We start from the raw sequence: 20,273 nt of genomic DNA, 5'->3' as shown, positions 1-20,273 counted from the left end.
AGATCGTCCGCAATGCGCTGGATCACGGCTGGACCCCACACGAACTCGGTAAGCAGATCACCTTCCGGGTTGAGGACGGCGATCGAGCAATATCCACAGATCACATCATGCCGGGACGGCGAAGAAGCGGCGAGCCGAGCGGGGGAGCCAGAGGACGGCGATCATGACGAGGTGGATGGCGTCGGTGGGGATGACGGCCCAGTAGTACTCGGCGCCGGCCGCCGCGGACGTGAAACTGCCCAAAGCGGCCAGTAGCAGATAGCCGGTGAGGGCGACACGGGCCCAGCGGCGGCCTTTGAGGGCTTTGACGGTGAACCAGATGGCGAGTGCGGCGCTGACGGCGTGCAGCACGAAGGTGTAGACGAGGGCGGCATCGACGGCGAAGCCGAGGTCGGCTGGGTCGAGGCTGGGGTTGTTACGCATGATCGAGGCGCCGGTGGAGCCGCGGTTCATGGCCATCGCGACGGGCAAGGCCACGTAGAGCATCAGCAGGACGATCAGCGCGGGAGTGAGCAGACGGAGAGGAAGAGGGACAGTCTTTTGTTGGTACGACCGTGCTACCACAGGGTTGATGTTAGCACGATTGAGCTAACATCAAGCTCGTGCCCAAGCTCATAGATCACCAACAGCGCCGCCAGGAGCTAGCCGAGGCGGCCTGGCGGGTGATCATGCGGGACGGTGTCGGGCACGTCTCGGTGCGCGCGGTCGCCGCCGAGGCGGCCATGTCCGCAGGGTCGCTGCGCCACGTGTTCCCGACTCAGGAGGAGCTGCTGGTGTTCGCCATGCAGTTCGTGCTCACCCGCGTACGCGCCCGGATCGCCGCGTTGCCGCCGCGTCCGACCATCCGGCAGGCCGTCGAGGCCGTGGCCCGCGAGCTGCTGCCGCTGGACGCCGGGCGGCGCGCGGAGATGGAGGTCTGGCTGGCACTGTTCAGCGCCGCCAACGCCGAGAAGTCCCTCAAGGGCCCGCGGACCGAGGCCCACCAGGCATTGCGCGACGCCTGCCGCTGGATGATCGGCCAGCTGGACAACGGCGTCGACCTGTCACCGGGCCGCGACCTGGAGCTGGAGGCCCGGCGCCTGCACGCGCTCCTCGACGGGCTGGCCGCCCACCTCGTCTACGAGCCGCCCGCGACCGACCCCGGCTGGGCCACCGGGGTCCTGGCCACCCACCTGGACTCACTGAGAGCCTGCTGACAGAGGCTTAAGTGCTCGTGGGCCTGGGACCGTAGAGGGCTGGTCCGATCCCGGAGAACTTCGATCTCCTCGCGGGACTCAACGCGCCGCACCTTGTTGCGCGCTTTCTGGGCACTCACGAGGCATCTCTAGGCTTCTGGCCAAGAGCGCATACGGCTTCTCCTCTTCGCATGGCCCTCACGAACGTAATCGGCTGACGAATCGGCGAAGCGGGTTTTAAGCGGGGGTTTGGGGGGCTGCGCCCCCCCAAAGTCACAGCCTGAGCGCTATAGCGCGAAGACCGTGCCCTTCCCCTGCGGCTACTTGCGCTTGTTGATCTCCTCGGTGAGCTGCGGCACGACCTGGTGGAGGTCGCCCACCACGCCGTAGTCGGCCAGCTCGAAGATCGGGGCCTCCGGGTCCTTGTTGATCGCGACGATCGTCTTGGCCGTCTGCATGCCGGCCCGGTGCTGGATGGCGCCCGAGATGCCCGCCGCGATGTACAGCTGCGGCGACACCGTCTTGCCCGTCTGCCCCACCTGGAACTGGTGCGGGTACCAGCCGGCGTCCGTGGCGGCGCGGGAGGCGCCGACGGCGGCGCCGAGGGAGTCGGCCAGGCCCTCGATGATCGAGAAGTTGTCGGCGGAGCCGACGCCGCGCCCGCCCGAGACCACGATCGCGGCCTCCGTCAGCTCCGGCCGGGCGCCCTTCTCCTGCTTGACCCGCTCGACGATGCGGGCCGCCTTGGCGGCGTCGGACAGGGTGACCGACACCTCCTCCTCGGTGCCGGCGGCGGGGGCGGCCTCGGGGGCGGTCGAGTTGGGGCGTACGGCGACGATCGGCGTGCCCTTGCTCACCTTGGACTGCACGTTGACGCCGCCGCCGAAGATGGACTGGTCGGCCACGAAGCCCTCGCCCAGGCCCACGGCGTCGGTGATGACGCCGGAGTCGGTCTTGACGGCCAGGCGCCCGGCGACCTCCTTGCCCTCGGACGTGGCGGCCACGAGCACGGCGGCCGGGGACGTGGCGGCGACGAGCTGGGCGAGCAGCTCGGCCTTGGGCGCGACCACGTAGTCGACGATGTCGCTCGACGCGGCGACGTAGATCTTGTCAGCGCCGTACTCGGCGAGCCTGGCCTTGGCCTCGGCGGTGAGGCCGGGGCCCGCCCAGACGGCGGAGGGGGTGCCGAGCGAGCGGGCCAGGGTCAGCAGCTCCAGCGTGACCTTCTTGACCTCGCCTTCGACCTGCTCGACGAGAACGAGAATCTCCGACATATCAGCAAAACTCCCGTTCTCAGATGAACTTCTTGGACGCGAGGTAGTCGGCGGCCTTCGCGCCACCGTCGCCCTCGTCCTTGACGATCGTGCCGGCCGCGCGCGGCGGGGCGGCGGCGAAGTCGACGACCGAGGACCACGCGGCGGCCAGGCCCACCTGGGCGGCGTCGATGGAGGCGTCGCCGATGGCCAGCGTCTCGACCGGCTTCTTCTTGGCGGCCATGATGCCCTTGAACGACGGGTAGCGCGGCTCGTTGATCTTCTCGACCACGGAGACGACGGCCGGCAGCGTGGCCTCGACCTTGTCGAAGCCGTAGTCGGTGATGCGCTGGACGGCGATTGAGGAGCCTTCGACGTCGACCTTGTTGGCCAGCGTGAGCTGCGGGGTGCCGAGGCGCTCGGCCAGCATCGCGGCCAGCACGCCGGTGCGCGCGTCGGTGGACTCGGAGCCCAGGATGACCAGGTCGAACCCGATCTTCTTGAGCACCTGCGCCATCGCGTACGAGGTGGACAGCGCGTCGGAGCCGTGCAGCGCGTCGTCGCTGAGGTGGACGGCCTTGTCGGCGCCCATGGCCAGCGCCTTGCGGATGGTCTCGGTGGCCTTGCCGGGGCCCATGGTGAGCACGGTCACCTCACCACCGTGGGCCTCCTTGAGCCGCAGCGCCTCCTCGACCGCGTACTCGTCAAGCTCGTTGACCACGCCGTCGACGGCGTCGCGGTCGAGCGTCTTGTCATCGGACCGCAGCTTGCGCTCGGTCGCAGTGTCGGGGACCTGCTTCACGCAGACGACGATGTTCATGGCCGGTGGCCGACCTCCCGTGTTCGCGTGCGCCACCGCCTCGTTGCGGCGGGCGCCGAATGCAATGCTGTCCAGACTGCCAGGTGCCCACCGGGCCACTGACAGAGGGTCTGCCCAAGCTTTCGCCAGTTATGTTACCCGCGAGTAGCTTAACTGCAAACCCGCAGCCATCCACTATACAGAACTTTGTTCGGTCTAGGCCGACAGCAGGAACACGACCCCCACGACCAGTGCCGTACCCGCGAACAGCGCCAGCGTGAACGTGCTGAACACCGTCGCCAGCCCGAAACACAGTCCCACGGCCCCCGCCACGCTGACCAGATCCGTGATCATGCGGCTGCGCCGGAACAGGCGTTTCGAGAACAGCGCCACCCCGGCGTCGGCCACCACGGCCAGCGCGTACGCCGCCAGCAGGAACAGCGCCACCTCGGGCAGCGGCCCGCGGGCGGCGGCGGCCAGCAGCGACACGAACAGTCCCGAGCCGATCAGCCAGCGCCTGCGCACCTTCTCCCGGTGCCTGGCCCTGGACTCCTCCACCGATCTGCGCGGCCGTCCCTTGCCCGGCCGCCACTCCCTCGTGGCCAGGTCGTCGGCGAGGCTCATCGCCCGGGGCTGGACGTGGCGTACGTGGGAGACCGGCTCGACCCCCAGCCTGGCGCAGAGCTGCGCGGCAGTCGGCCGCGCGGCGGGGTCGGTGGACAGGCACTCGCGTAACAGCGGCGCCAGCCACTCGGGGACGCCCTCCAGGTCAGGCGAATGGTGCACGACCCGGTAGGCCACCGCGGAGGCGGGCCCCTGCCCGTACGGCTGCCGCCCGGTCGCCGCGTAGGCCAGCGTCGCCCCGAAGGAGAACACGTCGGCCTCCATCCCCGCGCTCTTGCCCTCCAGCACCTCGGGGGCCAGGTAGCCGGGCGTGCCCACCACGGCGCCGGAGGCCGTGACCGACAGCGAGTCGAGCGCGCTGGCGATGCCGAAGTCGATGACGACGGGCTCGCCCTCGGTCATCATCACGTTGGCCGGTTTGAGATCGCGGTGGACCACGCCGGACTCGTGCATGGCGAGCAGCGCGTCGGCCAGCCCGGCGGCCAGCCTGCGCAGGTCGGCCACGGGCACGGGCGCGGCGCTGAGCGGGCGGCCCTGGACGTAGCGGGTCACGAGGTAGGGCCGGGCGCCCTCCAGCGAGGCGTCGAGCACCTCCGCCACGTGCGACCCGCCGACCCGCCGCATGGTCTCCACCTCGCGCGCCAGCCGGGCCAGCGCCCCGCCGTCGGCGATGACGTGGGGATGGAGCACCTTGACCGCGACCGTACGTCCCTCGGCGTCGAGGGCGAGATGCACCTCGCCGAACCCGCCCGCCCCGAGCTTGGAAAGAAGCTCATATGGGCCGAGGTACTCGCTCATACCTCATCTCTCCCCCCGAGAGCCGATGGGGACACTCAGGACCAGGGAGTCAGGAACCCCAGCCCGAGGTCGCTGAGCAGGCTGTCGATCAGCCCGGTGATCAGGCCGATCGTGCTCTGCTGGGCGTTGTTCGCCAGCTCGTCGATGACCGTCTCCGGCGCCTGCCACGGGTACCACGACGCGTCCTGCCCCAGCGCGAACATCACCGCGAACAGCGCCGCCGTGCCCACCAGCACGACCGCGACCAGCGCCGCGCCGGGGCTGCGCAGCACGCCGGTGAGCGTGCGGGTGACGGCCTGGCGCGGCGCGCCGCCGCCCGGCAGCACGAACAGGCCGGCCGCGAAGGCGCCCGCCGCGAACGAGGCCGCCTCGTTGACGCTCATCCCGCCCGCCCAATGGAGCAGGCCCCAGACGCACAGGCCGAACAGCAGCGCCAGCGGCACGTGCACCGCCGTCACGAGCGCGGACTTGACCAGCGCCCAGGGCGTGCCGACGACCGCCAGCAGCGGGTCGGCCGAGCTGCTGCCGCGCATCTGGCGCCGCTTGACCAGGTCGCCGAAGAGGTATTCGCCGAGCCGCAGCACCAGCGCGAGCGCGACGGCGATCGCGCCGACCATGACCGGCATCATGACGGTCAGCGCCACCAGCGTGACCAGCAGGAGCAGGCCCACGACCTGGCTGCCGAACAGGTACCTCTTCCGCTCGGACGGCGGGGTGTACTGAGACGGCGGGGTATACGGCCTGACCTGCGACGGCGAGGTGGGCGGCGGCGCCGGGTAGCCCGCGACCCGCTGGTCGGTGCGGGCCATCGGCCTGGCCGCGACCGGCGCGGGCACGTACGGCGGCGGCCGCTCCTCCCAGTGCGGTCGCTCCTCCCGGCGAGGAGGCGGCCGTTCCTCCCTGCGCGTGGGCGGACGCTCCTCCCTGGCCGGGGGTGGCGCGGTCTTGCCGTACTCGACCGGCGGCAGCAGGTCGGAGAACGTGTCCATGGTCCGCGTGCCGCCGCCCATGCGCTTGGTGCCGGTCGGCCCGTCGAAGGACGTCTCGTTGAAGGTGGTCACGGCCGGGTCGAGCGCCCTGGCCATCCGCAGCAGCTCGTGCGCGCTGGGCCGGGACGCGGGGTCGACCTGCAGCGCCCTGCCGAGCCAGCCGCGCAGCCACGCGGGCGCCTTGTCGATCTGCGCCCGCCCTTCCATGATGTTGAAGCAGACCGCCTCGAACGTTCCCGTGCCGAACGGCGGCGCCCCCGTCGCGGCGAAGAACACCGTCGAGGCCAGCGCGTGCACGTCGGCCGCCTGGGTGATCTCGGAGTCACGGATGATCTCAGGCGCCAGATAGCCCGGCGTGCCGACGAACATGCCCGTCTGGGTCAGCCTGGTCGCGTTCACCAGGTGGGCGATGCCGAAGTCGATGACCAGCGGCTCGCCGTTGACCAGCATGACGTTGGACGGCTTGAAGTCGCGGTGGATCACGTCGGCGGTGTGGATGGCCACCAGCGCCTGGCAGAGGCCCTGGGTGAGCCTGATGACCTCGCGCGCCTCCAGCGGGCCGTCGGCCAGGACGGTGTCCTCCAGCGTGCGGCCAGGGGCGAAGCGGGTCACGACGTACGGCTGGCCGCCCACGAGCTCGGCGTCGATCACCTCGGCGACGTGCGGGCTGCGCACCCGGCGCATGGTCTCGACCTCGCGGGTCAGCCGGTCGCGCGCCTTGAGGTCGGCGGCCACGTGCGGGTGGAGGACCTTGATGGCGACTTCGCGGCCCTCTCCGTCGAGACCGAGGTGGACGACCCCCATGCCACCTTCGCCGATCTTCCTGACCAGCCGGTACGGGCCCAGGCGTTCTGGTGCTTGGGTGCTCATCGCCACCTTCCCCGCGTCATCCCCCGGGATTCCCCCTTAGCCCGTCTAGCTGTCTGACCACTGGATTGACGTTCAGCGGAGTCCATACGGCCCCCCTTGGCTTGTCCCCGAACGTGCCGGCGGCGAGGATCAGCGAGAGCGCGGCGGCCGCCGCGAGAGCCCCCGCCATCACCATCGCCGCTGTCCTCGAGGGTACGAGCGATGAGAGCGTTCTGCGCATTTGTTTGCCAGGACCCTCCACTCCCGGGCCCGCGCAGACGGTCCACAACGCGACCGCGGCGCCCCAGGCCAGGGCGTTGGACGGGTCCATCCTGGCCACCACGGTGAGCAGCAGCGTCACCGGCAGGCCCAGGATGAGCGCGTACAGCATGAGTGCCAGCGTGATGCCCACCGACTTGGCCAGCGCCTGCGGGAAGGCGAACACCCTGACCACGTCGAGCGCCGCGGCCCCCGCGGCCCTGCGGGAGGTCAGCTGGGGCTGGGCCAGGTCGGCCGCGCGCAGCAGGATCGCGGCCGGGATCGCCACGACCGCGACCAGCACGGGCGCGATCACGGCCGCCACGATCATCACGATGAGCAGCATCGCGCCGGCCACGCCGTACGCCCTCGACCGCTGCAGCATCTTGCCCGGCGCGACCGACGGGATGTACGGCTCCCGCTTGGTGCTCGGGTCGGGCTGCGGGTACTGCGACGGGATGTACGGGGGCGGCTGGAGCGGGCTCGGCCCGGGCCGGGCGTAGTCGGGCACGTCGGGACCCGCGCTCGGCACCTGGGCATGAGGCGCCTGGGCGTTCGGGACCGGCGTGTGGATCCGCCCGTAGTCGGCCGAGTCGGGGCGAACCCGTCGGGTGGGCACGTCGCCCTCACCCGGCGGGGCCGCGAGGCCGTGGTTGTTGACGGGCTGCTGCGGCTGCCAGGGCGGCGGGGTCAGGCCGCTCTCGCGCTGGATGCGCCGCAGCTCCTCCGGCGTCACCCTGCGGGTCGGCCACGGGTCCGGCTGGTTGGGCAGGAGCGAGACGTACTGCTGGTCCTGGGGCGGCGCGGCGGCCTGCTCCTGGGACTCCAGCAGGCTCTTGGGCGTCACCGGCGGCGTGGAGATGTCGTACGACGGCTTGTCCTGCACGCGCGGGGGCTCGGTCGGCCGGGGAACGGTCGAGATCTCGTCGGGCGAGTTGCTCGGCGTCTTCTGGAGCATCCGGGCGGTCTGCTCGGCCAGGTCGGCCGCCTTGGGGCGCTTGTTCGGGTTGCGCTGGAACGCGGCCTTCAGCAGCGGCTGCAACGTCGCCGGAGCGGCGCTCACGTCGGCCTTGCCCGCGGTGATGTTGTAGAAGATCATCTCCAGCGTGCCCTTGCCGAAGGGCGGCTGGCCGGTGGACGCGAACAGCAGCGTGCCCGCCCACGCGTGCACGTCGACCTCCGGCCCCGCCTCCTGGCCCTCGATGATCTCGGGCGCGAGGTAGCCGGGCGTGCCGATGAACATGCCGGTCTGCGTCAGCCGGGTCGCGTCGACCGCCTGGGCGATGCCGAAGTCGATCAGGACGGGCTCGCCGTCGAGGATCAGCACGTTTCCGGGCTTGAGGTCGCGGTGGATCACGCCCACCGAGTGCACGGAGGCCAGCGCGGCGGCCACCCCGTGCGCGAGCTTGACCAGCGAGGGCAGGTCGAGGGGCCCGTCGTCCTTCACGATCTCGTCGAGAGGACGACCGGGGACGTAACGGGTGACGATGTACGGGCGATGACCGGTGACATCGGCGTCGAGCACCTCGGCGATGTATTTGCTCCGCACGCGCCGCATCGTCTCGACCTCGCGCGAAAGCCGCCGCCTGGCGACCTCGTCGCCGGCGACCTCTCCGCGCAGGACCTTGACCGCCACCTGCCGCCCCTGGGGGTCGACAGCGAGGTGGACAACGCCCATCCCGCCTTCACCGAGCCGCCTGAGCAGCCGGTAAGGGCCTAGTCGGTCATCGTTCATGGCATGAAGCACCATACCGGCTTAATCCCCGCCCACGAGATGAACCATGAGGCCACATTCCCACTCGTACAACGTCCAGAAAGGGGCCATCGGTTTCCCATCCAACGGTCTCGAATCGGCTTCAGTTTCCCCTCAACCGGCCAGCGGCAGAACCTCGGCGCCTTTCAGCCCGGCCAGCGCGGCACCGGACACGGCCAGTTTCGACCTGCGCACGCCGCTCCCGATCACCACTCTGGGATGCTCGGCGACGTGCGTGTCCACCAGGATGGGCCAGTCGGCGGGCAGGCCCAGCGGGGTGATGCCGCCGTACTCCATCCCGGTCAGCTCGACCGCGTCGGCCATCGACGCGAAGCTCGCCTTCCGGGCGTCGAGGTGGCGGCGGACGACTCCGTTGACGTCCACGCGCATCGTCGCGAGCACCATGCAGGCCACGTAGCGCGTCTCGCCGCCGCGCTTGGCCGCGACGACAACGCAGTTGGCCGACTCGTCGAGCGTCACGCCATACCGCTCGCAGAACGCCGCCGTGTCGGCCAGCTCAGGATCGATCTCGGCCACTTCGACGCCCTCCAACTCCGGCACGGCGAGCGCGACCGGGTCGGCCAGCAGGTCGGTCCGGTCGTTGGCGGGCACCCAGTGCAACGCCATCCCCATCTCCTCGATTTTAGCTCCGCAGGTCGCTTCTCCCAGGAGCCTACGGTGGCCGCGGGGGTGGCGTGCGGCGTCAGGCGGACTGCAGCACTCGCTGGTGCAGCTGGGTGACGACGCTGCGGGCGGACTCCATGGCCCCCGCCTGCCATGCGATCAGATGGGTGAGCCAGTCGCCCGCGAAGTAAACCCTTCCGGCGGGGCGTTGCAGAAAAGTGAAGGACGAATCAAAGTCGGGCCAGCGCACCCAGCCTCCCTGGATGTGCGGCTGGCGGTCCCAGGCGATGGAGACGCTGGACAGGAGGTTCTGGCGGTATTTGTCGCCGTGGATCTTCTTGCCCTGGGTGAGCGCTCTGCGCCTTCTGTCCTCGGGGGTGAGGGCCGCGTACAGCTCGGCGTTCCGCTCGGTGTTGTAGTAGCCGACGAGGAGGCCGTGCTCGGAGTGGTAGCCGTGGGAGGGGTACCAGATGTGGGTGATGTCCAGGTCGGTCTCGGTCACGCCGCCGTAGATGCGGTCCTCCAGCTCCCACCAGCGCCGGCCGTACTCTAAGCCGATCTTGCCGGCGGCGACCGGGACCGGGGTGCTGAGCGCGGTGGTGACCTGGGCGCCGAGGTTGTGCGGGATCTTGGCGAGGATGTGGGGCGGCAGGGCGGCGATGCAGTAGTCGGCCTTGATGCCGCCGCCCTCCCAGGCGACCTCGACGCCGTCCGCCAGGCCGGTGATCTTGGTGACCTTCGCGCCGGTCCTGATCCGGTCGCGGCCGACCGCCTCCGTCAGCTTGGTGACGATGGCGTCCATGCCGCCGACGGGCTGGAACATGGGGGTGGCCTGTTCGTAGCCGAAGTCGTTGGTGATGGCCCGGCCGGTGCCGGCGGCGAGGACCTGGTGGAGGGTGCCCGGGGCGTCGAGAGGAGTGCCGACGTCTATTGCCGGATATTTCGTGAAACCGCGGCGCATTGACCCTTCGTATTCGTGCTTCGGGCCCAGGTCGCCGAATCTCCGGAGGAAGTCGAGCAGCGTCTCCTGGTCGGCCTTGCTGACGGTTTTGTCCAGCGCACCGACATTTGTCGCTTTAGCCAGTAATTCCGCGATATAGCCGTACATGTCGGCTCGGGCCGTGCGCGCCCGCATCGTGCGGCTGTTGGTGTGCACGTAGGCGGCGGCATTGTTGTTGACGAAGGCCTCGATGGGGATGCCCAGCTCACGGCAGTAGTCGAGGGTCACCATCCAGGGGGCGATCCGGCCGGGGCCCGCGTTGAAGTAGACGCCCTCGCCGAACTTCACGTCCTGGGCGGGCCCGTTCAGCTCGGCCAGCCGGTCGCCGCCGCGCAACGTGAGGTTCCGCCCGCCCGGCTTCTCCCTGGCCTCGAGGAGCGTGCAGTCGTACCCGGCCTTGCCCAGCTCGTATGCGGCCGTCAGCCCCGCCACCCCGGCGCCGAGGATCACGACCTTCGCCGCCCCCTTGCCGCTCAGGCTGAAGTCGCCCGGCCTGGGGGCGGCGAACTGCTTGTCCTGCTCGGACGGCGCCAGTCCGAGGGCGCCCATGGCGGCGTACATGGCGCCCGCGCCGCCCACCGCCCCGATCCCGACGAGCAGCCCCCGCCGGGTCAGCGCCGCACCCTCCACGCCGCCGCCTCCCCTCCGCGCTCTGCAAAACCGCTCCGCACCATACGCCCGGAGTCAGCCGTACGGGCCGCTGCCGCAGGCGATCTGGCCGCCGATGGTGGCGAAGATGCCGAACAGGGCCATGACCTGGGCGAAGTCGTCCGTCGTGAACTCGATGTGCCGCGGCCCCACCGACTTCACGCCCGGGATCAGCGCCACGGCCGCCGCGATGGCGGTGGAGTTCCACTCCACCCCGAGCGTGTACGGCGCAGCCACCGTATAAGGCGTGAAGTCGCTCAACCGGTTGAGCGCACGAGCCGTCGCCTCACGGATCCTGGCCTGGGCGACGCTCGGCGGCAGCAACTCGGCGGAGAACTTGTCGATCCCCTTCTTCACCGCGACCGTCTCGACGTCGCCGAGCAGCTCGCGCGCCTCTTCCCCGACGGCCTCGTCCCCGGCCACCAGCACGACCGGCACCCCGTGGAACCCGGCGCACGCCGCCACGAGCCTGGTCTCGCCGCACAGCTCGCCGTTCAGGTAGACGTTCTGGATCTCCTTGCCCATCCAGGTGTGGTTGAGCACGCCGTGCGGCACGCCCGCGCGGGCGTGGTAGCCGACGAAGCACGCCGCCTGGAACGAGCCGTCGAGCCCCTGGGCCATCCGCTGCGCCTTGCCCGGGCCGCGGATGAGGCTGGCGCGCGGGTCGAGCAGGTCGATCCGGAGGTTCTTGGTGGAGCCGTGGGCGTCGTTGACCAGGACGCCGGCCGCCCCGGCGGCGAAGGCCCCCTCGATGGCGGCGTTCGCGTCGGCCGTCATCAGCTCGCAGCCGCGCTCGTACCCACGTTTGCCGGCGTGCATCTCCTCGGGGTCGGTCAGCCCCGTGACGCCCTCCATGTCGACGGACAGATAAACCTTCACGCGTTCCCACTCCTCATCAGGCGCCCCATGTCTCCACCCGCCGGACCTCGTCCTCCGTCATGAGCCCCACGTGCTTCTCGACGAACGCCGTGGCCTCCTCGCGCCACCGGTCCGGGATCTCGGCCAGGGCTCGCGGGTAGCAGCGGTCCAGCCAGGCCGTCGACTCCTCCGAGACGTCGAAGTAGTCGAGCGCCTTGGCGAAGAGCGTGTTCTCGATTCCGGGGACGCGGGCGAACCCGTACTCGATCATCTCCTGCCCCCCGTACGGCGGCTTCTTGAGGTACTTCTGCGCGACGGGGCGGTCGGCGGTGATGGGGGTGTCGAGGGGGCGGCGCTCGACGGCCGCCTGGATGAGCTCCTTGTAGAGGCACTTCCCGCAGGTACGGCACGGACCGTCGGTGCCGCGCAGGCACCAGCGCACGTAGTCCTTGAGGTCGGACCCCAGCGCCAGGCGCATCGTGGTCGCCTCGCTCACCCCGCCGACGGGCAGCACGATGTGCACGCCGGCGGCCGCGAACAGCCGGCCCCACCTGCCGTGCGGCGACCACATAGGGTTGTCGGGCGTGTAGCGCCACAGGTAACGGCCCCCGCCGAGCCAGCGCGAGCCGAGCTCGTAGCCGAAGCCCAGCCCGCCGAGGTCCAGCTGGTCGGCGAGCAAGAGCGCGCCGGCCGCGACCGCGTGGTGCTCCGGGTAGCCGGGACGCGGCTCGGCCAGGGTGAACTCCAGGTCGGAGGTGACCGTGCTCAGCTCGCGCCCGGTCTTGGCGGCGAGCTTGGCCAGGACGTCCGACCGGTAGTGGGACCAGCGGTTGGGGACGCGCGGGTGCGGCACCCGGCGGAAATGCACGAACGGCGCCTGCGGGTAGACGGTGGCCGCCGCCACGGAGTCCGCGCCGCCGCTGTACGAGATCGCGAGCCGGGCCCCCGGACGGCGGGGTTCGGCCCCCACTGGCCCGGCCTCGACGCCCCACCCGGAGTGCAGGGCGTCGGCGAGGTCGGCCGAGATGGCGCGGTCGAAGGAGATGCGCTTCCTCGTCCACGGCGCCACGACCGTCCAGGCGGCGACGGCGAAGAGGTCCGGGTGGGCGTCGCCGGGGACGCCGCCGATGGAGCAGGAGTTGATGGCCAGCTTGATGGGGTGCTCGTCGGAGGCCTTGCCCGTGATCTCGTCCTCCGCGTCGAGGCGGAAGGTCAGGCTCGTGCCGGTCCAGGTCACGCGCACGGCTGCTCCCCCTGTTGCCCGGAAGCGTGTCCGGAGCGGAGGTCGTCGATGGCCTGCCAGACCAGGACCTCGTTCTGGAGCACGCCGTCCAGCGCCTTCGCCGTCTCCTGGGCGAGCCGGTGGGTGTCGTCGAGCTTCGCCTTGTCGGCCCTGCTGATCCCGGAGCCGCCGGTCGGGCGGGCGTTCCTGAGCCGCTCCACCTCGCTCTGGAGGGTGGCCATCTCCCGCCGGACCGTCTGGACCTCCCAGAGCGCGTCCCTGATGTCCTGACGGTGGTCGGAAATGGAGATGTAGCGGGAGTCGAACCACGTACGCACGGCCTTCCGGAGCCGCGCAGGGACCAGGACGCGCATCATGAAACGCCACCATACTGGCAAACCCGCGCCCGATAGGACGAGCCGTTCGAATGGGTCGACTTTCCCTTTTCAGCGGCCGGTGAACTTGGGCTTGGCCTTCTCCGAGAAGGCCCGCATGCCGATCTTGGCGTCGTCCGTGGCGAACAGTCCGGAGAACTGCAGGCGCTCGATCTCGAGCCCCGTGTCGAGGTCGGCCTCCAGGCCCTGATCGACCGCTTGCTTGGCGGCGCGGAGCGCGACCGAGGGGCCGCCGACGAACGTGGCGGCCCACTCCAGGGCGGCCGTGTAGACCTGCTCGTCGGGCACGACCCGGTCCACCAGGCCCAGGTCGAGGGCCTCGGCGGCGGGCACGTGGCGGCCCGTGAAGATCAGGTCCTTCGCCCGCGCCGGGCCGATCAGGCGGGGCAGGCGCTGGGTGCCGCCCGCGCCGGGGATGAGGCCGAGCAGGATCTCCGGCTGGCCCAGCTTGGCCGACTCCCCCGCGACCCTGAAGTCGGCGCAAAGGGCGAGCTCGCAGCCGCCGCCCAGCGCGTAGCCGGTGACGGCGGCGATGACCGGCTTGCCGATCCGCGCGACCTCGGTGAAGCAGGCCTGGAGCGTACGGGAGTGGGCGGCCATGTCGGAGTAGGACATGTCGGCCATTTCCTTGATGTCCACGCCAGCGGCGAAGACCTTCTCGCCGCCGTAGACGATCACGGCCTGCACCTGCGGGTCGGCGTCCACCTCGCGGGCCGCCTCGACGATCTCCCGCTGGACCTGCATGTTGAGGGCGTTCATCTTCGGACGGTCAAGACGGATCGTGGCGATCTGGTCGGCCACCTCGACGCTTACAAACTCACCCATGAGCCGAACCTAACAGAGTGATCGCGTTCGTCCATGGCAGCCACGGTCAGTGGGCGGCGGAGATCACCTCGTCCACCGTCTTCCTGCTGCGGGAGGCGCGGACGAGCGCCGCCGACAGCCGGGCCAGCTCGTCGCCGGAGTGGGCCAGCGCGGCCAGCGGGCGCGCCTGGCGGGGCAGCCCGAGCTTGCCCGCACCCTCCAGCACCCGCTGGTCCAGGTGCGGCGCGACCTGGGGCCACACGGCCTGGACCTCGCGCAGGAAGATGTCGGCCCCCGTCGGGCCGATGCCCGGGAACTCCGTCAGCAGCGCCGCGATCCTGCGGTCGTCGCCGCCGGCCTCCTCGCGCAGGCGCCGCAGATCGCCCTTCCAGCGGTCGAGGAGCAGTTCGGCGCCCATGCCCAGCATCGTCGAGGTGCGTTCGTCGTAGCGGACGTAGTGGCCGCGGTCCAGCGCGTCCACCCGGTCCTGCCGGCTCGCCTCCCGCATGGCCTTCGGCGTGCCGTACCCGGCCTCGAACAGCTCTCTGGCGCCCGCGACGGCGACCCCGGCCGAGATGCGCGCGCTGAGCAGCGTGGCCAGGACGAGCAGCTGGTAGAGGGGCTTGGGCTGGTCGGCGAGTTTGATGCCGGCCTCGCGGGCGAACGTCCGGCCGTATCGGTCGAGCAGCACGTCCACGACGGCTTTCTCGGTCTTGCCCATGCCCGCCCGCTACCCGGGCCGTGTCGTGACATGCCGGGTTTGGGGTGGAGGTCGCTGGGGAGGCGGAGGGTTGGCGACTGCGAAGGAGCTAGCCGTGCTGACCTTGACTGACAACGCCGTCGAGGCGATCCGCGATCTGATGGTCGGAGAGGACGTACCCGCCGAGGCGGGCCTGCGCATCTCCCCGAAGCCCGACGAGGCGGGAACGCTGGAGCTCTCGCTGACGAGCACACCGGAAGCGAGTGACCAGGTCGTCGAGAAGGAGAACGTCCGCGTCTTCGTCGCCGAGGACGTGGTCGAGATCCTCGACGACAAGGCGCTCGACGCGCAGCCGGGCGCGCCGGGGCAGCCGATGTTCCGGCTGGGTCGGCGGGCCTGACAGGGCTCAGCCGAGATCGGGTCCGGTCTCGGGCGGGCGCACGTCGCCCAGCCCGAACAGGCCCACCAGCGTCCCGTCCACCCGGGTGACGACGACGTGGTCCACCTTGGCCCGGTCCATGCGCCGGACCAGCGGTTCGAGCTCCTCGCTCGGCCGTACGGCGGTCACGCCGACCCGCATGGCCCGCTCGGCGACGCCGTTCAGATCGGCGCCCTTGAGCTCGCGCGAGCCGATGACGCCCTGGACCACGTCGTCGTCGTCCACGACGACCGCCAGCCCGGCCGGATCGGCGATGATGCGCTCGGTGATCTCGTCCAGAGGGTCGCCGAGGGCGGCCCTCACGGGGTCGCGGCGCAGGTACCGCGACACCAGCGTGGCCGTGCCCTCGTAGGGCAGGTCCGCGGAGAGCCAGTCCATCTTGCCCTGCCGGTAGTCGTACACGTGCTCGAACCCGAGGTGGTCGAGCCGGTGGGCGGCCCGCGGGCTCAGGTCGCAGAGCCAGTCGTGGCAGTAGACGACGACCGGCCGCCCCGGATCCAGCTCGCCGGCGGACGTGCGCATCGCGGCGAGCGGCAGGTGCACGGCCCCGGGCAGGTGCGCCCACGCGTATTCCTTCTCCGGCAGCACCTCCACGAGCTGGGCCCGCCGGTTGGCGACCAGGTCCCGCACGGCTTCGCGATCGATGATGTTCGTCATGGCGTCCCCCTGCCCTCAGACGGCGATTCGTGTCACGATGACGAGGCGTCCTATTCAGGGAGTGCCCGATGTGTGACGATCCGCTGCTGCCCGCCTCCGTGGCCCGCGCGCTGGCCGACTACCGTGAGCTGCGGGACACACACGGCCCCTGCTGGGGCGAGCCGCCCATCCCGTACGTCGTCCAGGCCTGGGCCACCGTCTTCCTCGACCGCCGGTACAACTACTGGGCCGCGGGGCTGCGCCAGCTCGCCGGGCGCTATCCCCCGGAGGAGGCCGAGGACCATCTCGACGAGGTGGATCCGGAGCGGGCGGTGCGGGACGCGCTGGCGGGCGACGTGCCGGACAACCTGGCCGCGCTGCGCCTGACCCCCGAGGGGTTCGCGCTGGAGGCCGTCACCCGGGTGGTGCTGGACGACCGGCCCTTCCGCACGTCGCTGCTCCTCGACTCCAGCGTGGACGAGCCGGTCACGGTCGTCGTGGACGGCACGCCGTACGAGGTGCCTGCCCATGGCGCCCTGGTGGCCGGCCTGGAGCGGGACGTCAGCGTGGACGGGGAGCCCGTGGACCTGTCGCCGCTGCGCAGGCGGGCGGAGGCGGCCACGATCAGGGTGCGGGCGGGGTTCCCGTGCCGGTGGAGCGTGACGGGAGCCGACGGGCAGGGCTGGTACCCCGAGGGCGCCCCGCCCAAGGTGGACGTCCACCGCAGGCCGTTCTTCCACGGCGACGACCTCGTGATCGCCGTGCCCGCCGAGCCGGTCACGGTGGCGGTGGCCAGGGGCATGGAGTACACGGCGTCCGAGGTCGTGATCACCCCCGAGGCGGGCGCGGAGACGCTGGTCGAGCTGGCCCCCGAGCGCCTGTACGACGCGGCGGCCCGCGGCTGGTACGGCGGCGACCTGCACGTGCACCTCAACTGGATGGGCGAGGAGCCGGCCGCGCCCGAGCTGGCCGCGGCCGCGCAGCACGGCGAGGACCTGCACGTGCTCAACCTCGTGGCGGGCAACGTCGCGAGCGGGCGCGTCTACGACGTCGAGGCGCTGGAGCACTGGGTGGGCAAGGACCTGCCCTGGTCCGACGACAGGCATCTGGCCAGGCTCGGCGTCGAGTACCGCAACGACGTCGTCGGCCACCTGACCGCGTTCGGGCTGCGGGAGCCGCCGAGCCGCTATCACGCGGGGTTCGAGGGCACGGTCGACTGGCCGCCGAACTCGGTCGCACTGGAGGAGCTGCGGGCGCTCGGCGGGGTGACGGGGTACGGGCACCCGTTCCACACGGTGTTCTCCGACGACGACCCGCCGGACGTGATCCTCAACACCGGCCGCAACTGCGCGGCCAGGGAGATCGTCGCGGACGCCGCGCTCGGCCTGATCGACACCCTCGACGTGCTCAACCACTCCTCGATCGCAGCCACCGCCACCGTCTACCGCCGCCTGATCGGCGCGGGCAACAGGCTCACGGTCACCGCGGGCACCGACGCCGTGCTGTCCTTCTGCCGCCGCGGCACCGCGTCCAGCCCGCCGGGGTGGGAGCGGGTGTACGCGAACGTCGCGGGCCCGCTCACCGCCGAGTCCTACGCCGAGGCGATCCTGCTCGGCCGCACGTTCGCCACCACCGGGCCGTGGCTGGAGCTGACCGTGAACGGGCACGGGCCGGGCGACACGCTGGAGCTGGCACCCGGGCAGCGGGTCGAGATCGTGGTCTCCTCGATCGGGCCCGAGGTCGAGTCGCTGGAGATCCGCACCGCCGAGGGCGTCCTGGCGCAGGGGCCGCCGGGGCGGCTGGTCGCGTCGATGACGGCGGGCGAGCCGACGTACGTGGTCGCGGTGGCCTCGGGCGGGCCCCACCCGCGCACCGTGCACCGGTCGGGGGCGTACGCGCACACCAGCCCGGTGTACGTGGACGTCGCGGGCGGGCACGTGGCCAGGGAGGCGGACGTGCGCTGGTGCCTGGCGTGGCTGGACCGGCTGGAGGTCCTGCTGCGGCGGTACGGCACGTTCGAGACGCCCGCGCAGCTGGACGACCACCTGGAGCTGTACGAGCGCGCCAGGGCCGTCTACCGCGCCCGACTTCCCCAGGGCCCGACTTCCCTAGCGAGCTGATCGGCCTGCCCGACCAGCGGCCCTCACTGAAGCTCGTCCTTTAGCCCCGCGCCGATGGCGTCCAGCTCCGCGACCGCGTCCGGGGGCAGGGCCAGGTCGGCGGCGGCGACGTTCTCGCGGAGATGGGCCGGCGACGAGGTCCCCGGGATGAGGACGATGGTGGCCGAGCGCTGCAGCAGCCAGGCCAGGGCGACCTGCTGGGGTGAGACGCCCAGGCGGGCGGCCACGTTCCGGAGCGTCTGCGACTGGAGCGGGGTGAAGCCGCCCAGGGGGAAGAACGGCGCGTAGGCGATGTTCTCGGCGGCGCACCGCTCGACGAGGGCGTCGTCCTGCCGGTTGGCCACGTTGTAGAGGTTCTGCACGGTGACGACGGGCGCGATGGACTGCGCCTCGGTGAGCTGGGCCGTGGAGACGGCGCTGAGGCCGAGGTGGCGGATCAGCCCCTCCTCGCGCAGCTCCGCCAGGGCCTCGAACTGCTCCGCGAGCGACTCGTCGGTGGTGCCTTCGTGCGTGACCACGCGCAGGTTGACGACGTCGAGGACGTCCAGGCCGAGGTGCCGGAGGTTCTCGTGCACCGCGACCTTGAGGTCCGCGGGGTCCTGAGCGGGCATCCACTCCCCCTGGGGGCCGCGGCGCGCGCCGACCTTGGTGACGATGCGCAGGTCCGCCGGGTACGGGTGCAGGGCCTCCTTGATGAGCTCGTTGACGACTACAGGGCCATAGAAGTCGCTGGTGTCGATGTGGTTGATCCCCAGTTCGAGGGCTTCGCGAAGCACGGCGATGGCCTGGTCGCGGTCTTGGGGCGGACCGAAGACGCCGGGGCCGGCCAGCTGCATGGCGCCGTAGCCCATGCGGTTGAGGGTGAGATCGTCCGCAAGCATCAGGTCGTTGTCCGACATTTCATGTTTTCCTCTCCGTGGACACTCTGCTGCTCCAGGTGGGAGTACCCGCTGTTCCAGGGTCGCAGGGGCCGGCCGTACCTCGCCTTGGTCGCCTTCCGCGTCTCATCGCTTGGGGCGGCCGTACGACATCCGCCGGAGGAACACCTCCGCCGGGCCCCGGTGGCCGACGGCGCGCAGCCACTCGGCCAGCACGATCGACAGCAGCCAGACCCCGACGGCGATCCCGCAGGTGACGGCGAAGCTCACGCCGTCGCGCAGGCCCAGCGTGAACGGGTAGAAGAGCACCACCCAGACCACGGCTTGGAACAGGTAGAACGTCAACGACCGCTGCCCCAGCGCCGCCAGGGCCGTGGCGATCCGGCCACGCCGGACCTTGACCGCGACGAGTCCGACGGCGGCGGCCATGCCGATGCCGCCCGCGTATCCGGTCAGGTCGTGCGCCACGGCGACCGCCCAGCTGACGGGGACCGAGGTGGTCGTCCACACGCCGGCCGCGAGCAGCGCCGCGGGCAGCCTGCCCGCCACTGCCACGCCGATGAGGATCACGGTGACGCGGCGCAGCAGCGGCAGGTGCCGCTCGGGCTCGTCGAGGAACCGGCGCCTGGCGGCCCAGATGCCCAGCATCATGCCCGGCACCACCATGATGGTGGAGATCGCGGTCTCCACCGGCCAGGACGGAATGGCGGCGACGAGGTGCGCGGCGAACGTGGGCTCCATGAACTCCGCCATGTTCACCGGCTTCGCCTGGGCCGCCACGCTCTGCCAGGCCAGCAGGAGGGTCGCGGGGACGAGCGTCAGCAGGCCCGTCCACCACAGCACCGAATCCCGCGCTCGCACAAGGGGAGCGAGCACCAGCAGGGTCAGCCCGTACACCGCGATGATGTCGATGGGCACGAGCACCACCGTGTTCAGGAAGCCGATGACGATCAGCCAGAGCGCCCGGCGTCGCAGCAAGCTGCGGATCGAGGCCCAGTCGCCGCCCCTGGCCTGCCGGCTGTGGGCTAACTGCCCGAGCCCGTAGCCGAACAGGAACACGAACATGTCGCGGGCCTGGTTGTCGGCGAGCAGCGACTTGACGAACTTCGCCGCGGTGTTCAGCGCGGCGGGCCCCGCGTCCCAGTCGCCGACGAACGCCGGCGCGTGTGACAGGGCGATCAGCAGCAGCATGAAGCCGCGTGCCAGATCCGGCGCCAGCGCTCTCGCTGTCACGCCGGTGGGCGCAGTGAGGGTCATGTCGGTTTCCTTCCGGTTCCGCGTGCCGGGCCGCTGCTGTGGCCTGACGGTGCTGCTATGTCCTGGGGGGCCACGGCTCGCCGGGAGCCGCTTCGACGGAGATCTGCCGTGAGCAACGGCGCTGGGCGTTGGACCGGCTGCCGTGCTCGACCGTCAGCGGCGTCAGCGGCCCCACGCTTGCGACCGGTCGCGAC

The 20,273-nt window shown here is 71.1% G+C and carries 19 protein-coding genes; 3 read left to right on the top strand and 16 right to left on the bottom strand.

The annotated features are described in order from the left end of the window. Positions 1–105: 105 nt before the first annotated feature. Entirely contained in the window at positions 106–486 is a 381-nt protein-coding gene (locus AB0L65_RS55240; RefSeq protein ID WP_364264428.1) for a hypothetical protein, read from the bottom strand. A gap of 116 nt (positions 487–602) precedes the next feature. On the opposite strand from AB0L65_RS55240, the gene AB0L65_RS55235 reads away from it, so the two are divergent. Continuing rightward, on the top strand, positions 603–1,196 hold the full coding sequence (locus AB0L65_RS55235) for a TetR family transcriptional regulator C-terminal domain-containing protein (RefSeq protein ID WP_364264426.1): 594 nt from the start codon (positions 603–605) through the stop codon (positions 1,194–1,196). Between the two features lie 299 nt (positions 1,197–1,495). Here the strand turns inward: AB0L65_RS55235 and AB0L65_RS55230 are convergent, their stop codons facing one another. The 12 genes from AB0L65_RS55230 to AB0L65_RS55175 all read right to left on the bottom strand — a co-directional run bounded on the left by AB0L65_RS55230 (position 1,496) and on the right by AB0L65_RS55175 (position 14,770). Beyond that, positions 1,496–2,449, bottom strand: a complete 954-nt coding sequence (locus tag AB0L65_RS55230) for an electron transfer flavoprotein subunit alpha/FixB family protein (protein ID WP_364264424.1) — start codon at positions 2,447–2,449, stop codon at positions 1,496–1,498. A gap of 19 nt (positions 2,450–2,468) precedes the next feature. Beyond that, positions 2,469–3,248 (bottom strand): electron transfer flavoprotein subunit beta/FixA family protein, encoded by a 780-nt coding sequence (locus AB0L65_RS55225; RefSeq protein WP_350729545.1) that lies wholly within the window; start codon positions 3,246–3,248, stop codon positions 2,469–2,471. A gap of 195 nt (positions 3,249–3,443) precedes the next feature. Then, positions 3,444–4,649: a serine/threonine-protein kinase gene (locus AB0L65_RS55220; RefSeq protein WP_364264422.1), complete on the bottom strand. Its 1,206-nt coding sequence runs from the start codon at positions 4,647–4,649 to the stop codon at positions 3,444–3,446. Between the two features lie 35 nt (positions 4,650–4,684). Next, positions 4,685–6,508 (bottom strand): serine/threonine-protein kinase, encoded by a 1,824-nt coding sequence (locus AB0L65_RS55215; protein WP_364264420.1) that lies wholly within the window; start codon positions 6,506–6,508, stop codon positions 4,685–4,687. 16 nt (positions 6,509–6,524) lie between these two features. After that, a complete protein-coding gene (locus AB0L65_RS55210) occupies positions 6,525–8,480 on the bottom strand; it encodes a serine/threonine-protein kinase (protein WP_364264419.1) in 1,956 nt (651 codons plus the stop codon). A gap of 132 nt (positions 8,481–8,612) precedes the next feature. Continuing rightward, positions 8,613–9,131, bottom strand: coding sequence for a YbaK/EbsC family protein (locus tag AB0L65_RS55205; protein ID WP_364264417.1), 519 nt, complete (start codon positions 9,129–9,131; stop codon positions 8,613–8,615). Between the two features lie 70 nt (positions 9,132–9,201). After that, positions 9,202–10,752: an FAD-dependent oxidoreductase gene (locus AB0L65_RS55200; protein ID WP_364264415.1), complete on the bottom strand. Its 1,551-nt coding sequence runs from the start codon at positions 10,750–10,752 to the stop codon at positions 9,202–9,204. 54 nt (positions 10,753–10,806) lie between these two features. After that, the gene (locus AB0L65_RS55195) at positions 10,807–11,649 is read right to left on the bottom strand and encodes a M55 family metallopeptidase (protein ID WP_364264413.1); all 843 of its coding nucleotides are present in this window, start codon (positions 11,647–11,649) and stop codon (positions 10,807–10,809) included. Between the two features lie 16 nt (positions 11,650–11,665). Beyond that, positions 11,666–12,871 carry a DUF6395 domain-containing protein gene (locus tag AB0L65_RS55190; RefSeq protein WP_350729532.1) on the bottom strand — a complete coding sequence of 402 codons (1,206 nt, stop codon included), beginning with the start codon at positions 12,869–12,871 and terminating at the stop codon, positions 11,666–11,668. After that, complete coding sequence (locus AB0L65_RS55185) at positions 12,862–13,227, bottom strand: hypothetical protein (protein WP_364264411.1); 366 nt, start codon at positions 13,225–13,227, stop codon at positions 12,862–12,864. The genes AB0L65_RS55190 and AB0L65_RS55185 overlap by 10 nt, the downstream gene beginning before the upstream one ends. A 69-nt stretch (positions 13,228–13,296) precedes the next feature. Continuing rightward, a complete protein-coding gene (locus tag AB0L65_RS55180; RefSeq protein ID WP_364264409.1) occupies positions 13,297–14,070 on the bottom strand; it encodes an enoyl-CoA hydratase-related protein in 774 nt (257 codons plus the stop codon). Between the two features lie 46 nt (positions 14,071–14,116). After that, positions 14,117–14,770: an endonuclease gene (locus AB0L65_RS55175; RefSeq protein WP_364264407.1), complete on the bottom strand. Its 654-nt coding sequence runs from the start codon at positions 14,768–14,770 to the stop codon at positions 14,117–14,119. A gap of 94 nt (positions 14,771–14,864) precedes the next feature. Between AB0L65_RS55175 and AB0L65_RS55170 the strand changes: the two genes are divergently transcribed. Then, complete coding sequence (locus tag AB0L65_RS55170) at positions 14,865–15,149, top strand: Fe-S cluster assembly protein HesB (RefSeq protein ID WP_357743722.1); 285 nt, start codon at positions 14,865–14,867, stop codon at positions 15,147–15,149. Between the two features lie 6 nt (positions 15,150–15,155). Here the strand turns inward: AB0L65_RS55170 and AB0L65_RS55165 are convergent, their stop codons facing one another. Beyond that, positions 15,156–15,845: a rhodanese-like domain-containing protein gene (locus tag AB0L65_RS55165; protein WP_364264405.1), complete on the bottom strand. Its 690-nt coding sequence runs from the start codon at positions 15,843–15,845 to the stop codon at positions 15,156–15,158. A 68-nt stretch (positions 15,846–15,913) separates the two neighbouring features. Here AB0L65_RS55165 and AB0L65_RS55160 point away from each other — a divergent pair, with 68 nt between their 5' ends. Continuing rightward, positions 15,914–17,944, top strand: coding sequence for a CehA/McbA family metallohydrolase (locus AB0L65_RS55160; RefSeq protein ID WP_364264403.1), 2,031 nt, complete (start codon positions 15,914–15,916; stop codon positions 17,942–17,944). 23 nt (positions 17,945–17,967) lie between these two features. On the opposite strand, the gene AB0L65_RS55155 is transcribed toward AB0L65_RS55160, so the two are convergent. Together AB0L65_RS55155 and AB0L65_RS55150 are read right to left on the bottom strand one after the other, a co-directional pair. Then, on the bottom strand, positions 17,968–18,843 hold the full coding sequence (locus AB0L65_RS55155) for an oxidoreductase (RefSeq protein WP_364264401.1): 876 nt from the start codon (positions 18,841–18,843) through the stop codon (positions 17,968–17,970). 105 nt (positions 18,844–18,948) lie between these two features. Next, on the bottom strand, positions 18,949–20,079 hold the full coding sequence (locus AB0L65_RS55150; RefSeq protein WP_364264399.1) for a DUF418 domain-containing protein: 1,131 nt from the start codon (positions 20,077–20,079) through the stop codon (positions 18,949–18,951). Positions 20,080–20,273: the final 194 nt, after the last annotated feature.

Origin of the sequence: Nonomuraea sp. NPDC052116, from assembly GCF_040680035.1 — a bacterium.
Lineage (GTDB): Bacteria > Actinomycetota > Actinomycetes > Streptosporangiales > Streptosporangiaceae > Nonomuraea > Nonomuraea angiospora_A.
The sequence above is the reverse complement of the archived record's forward strand: the minus strand, read 5'-3'. Positions and strand labels throughout refer to the sequence as shown.

Excerpts from the sequence above, each read along its gene's own strand:
- AB0L65_RS55165 (WP_364264405.1), bottom strand. The coding sequence starts at position 15,845 with ATGACGAACATCATCGATCGCGAAGCCGTGCGGGACCTGGTCGCCAAC.
- AB0L65_RS55155 (WP_364264401.1), bottom strand. The coding sequence starts at position 18,843 with ATGTCGGACAACGACCTGATGCTTGCGGACGATCTCACCCTCAACCGC.
- AB0L65_RS55210 (WP_364264419.1), bottom strand. The coding sequence starts at position 8,480 with ATGAACGATGACCGACTAGGCCCTTACCGGCTGCTCAGGCGGCTCGGT.
- AB0L65_RS55205 (WP_364264417.1), bottom strand. The coding sequence starts at position 9,131 with ATGGGGATGGCGTTGCACTGGGTGCCCGCCAACGACCGGACCGACCTG.
- AB0L65_RS55215 (WP_364264420.1), bottom strand. The coding sequence starts at position 6,508 with ATGAGCACCCAAGCACCAGAACGCCTGGGCCCGTACCGGCTGGTCAGG.
- AB0L65_RS55175 (WP_364264407.1), bottom strand. The coding sequence starts at position 14,770 with ATGGGCAAGACCGAGAAAGCCGTCGTGGACGTGCTGCTCGACCGATAC.
- AB0L65_RS55230 (WP_364264424.1), bottom strand. The coding sequence starts at position 2,449 with ATGTCGGAGATTCTCGTTCTCGTCGAGCAGGTCGAAGGCGAGGTCAAG.
- AB0L65_RS55225 (WP_350729545.1), bottom strand. The coding sequence starts at position 3,248 with ATGAACATCGTCGTCTGCGTGAAGCAGGTCCCCGACACTGCGACCGAG.
- AB0L65_RS55180 (WP_364264409.1), bottom strand. The coding sequence starts at position 14,070 with ATGGGTGAGTTTGTAAGCGTCGAGGTGGCCGACCAGATCGCCACGATC.
- AB0L65_RS55220 (WP_364264422.1), bottom strand. The coding sequence starts at position 4,649 with ATGAGCGAGTACCTCGGCCCATATGAGCTTCTTTCCAAGCTCGGGGCG.
- AB0L65_RS55185 (WP_364264411.1), bottom strand. The coding sequence starts at position 13,227 with ATGATGCGCGTCCTGGTCCCTGCGCGGCTCCGGAAGGCCGTGCGTACG.
- AB0L65_RS55240 (WP_364264428.1), bottom strand. The coding sequence starts at position 486 with ATGCTCTACGTGGCCTTGCCCGTCGCGATGGCCATGAACCGCGGCTCC.
- AB0L65_RS55160 (WP_364264403.1), top strand. The coding sequence starts at position 15,914 with ATGTGTGACGATCCGCTGCTGCCCGCCTCCGTGGCCCGCGCGCTGGCC.
- AB0L65_RS55150 (WP_364264399.1), bottom strand. The coding sequence starts at position 20,079 with ATGACCCTCACTGCGCCCACCGGCGTGACAGCGAGAGCGCTGGCGCCG.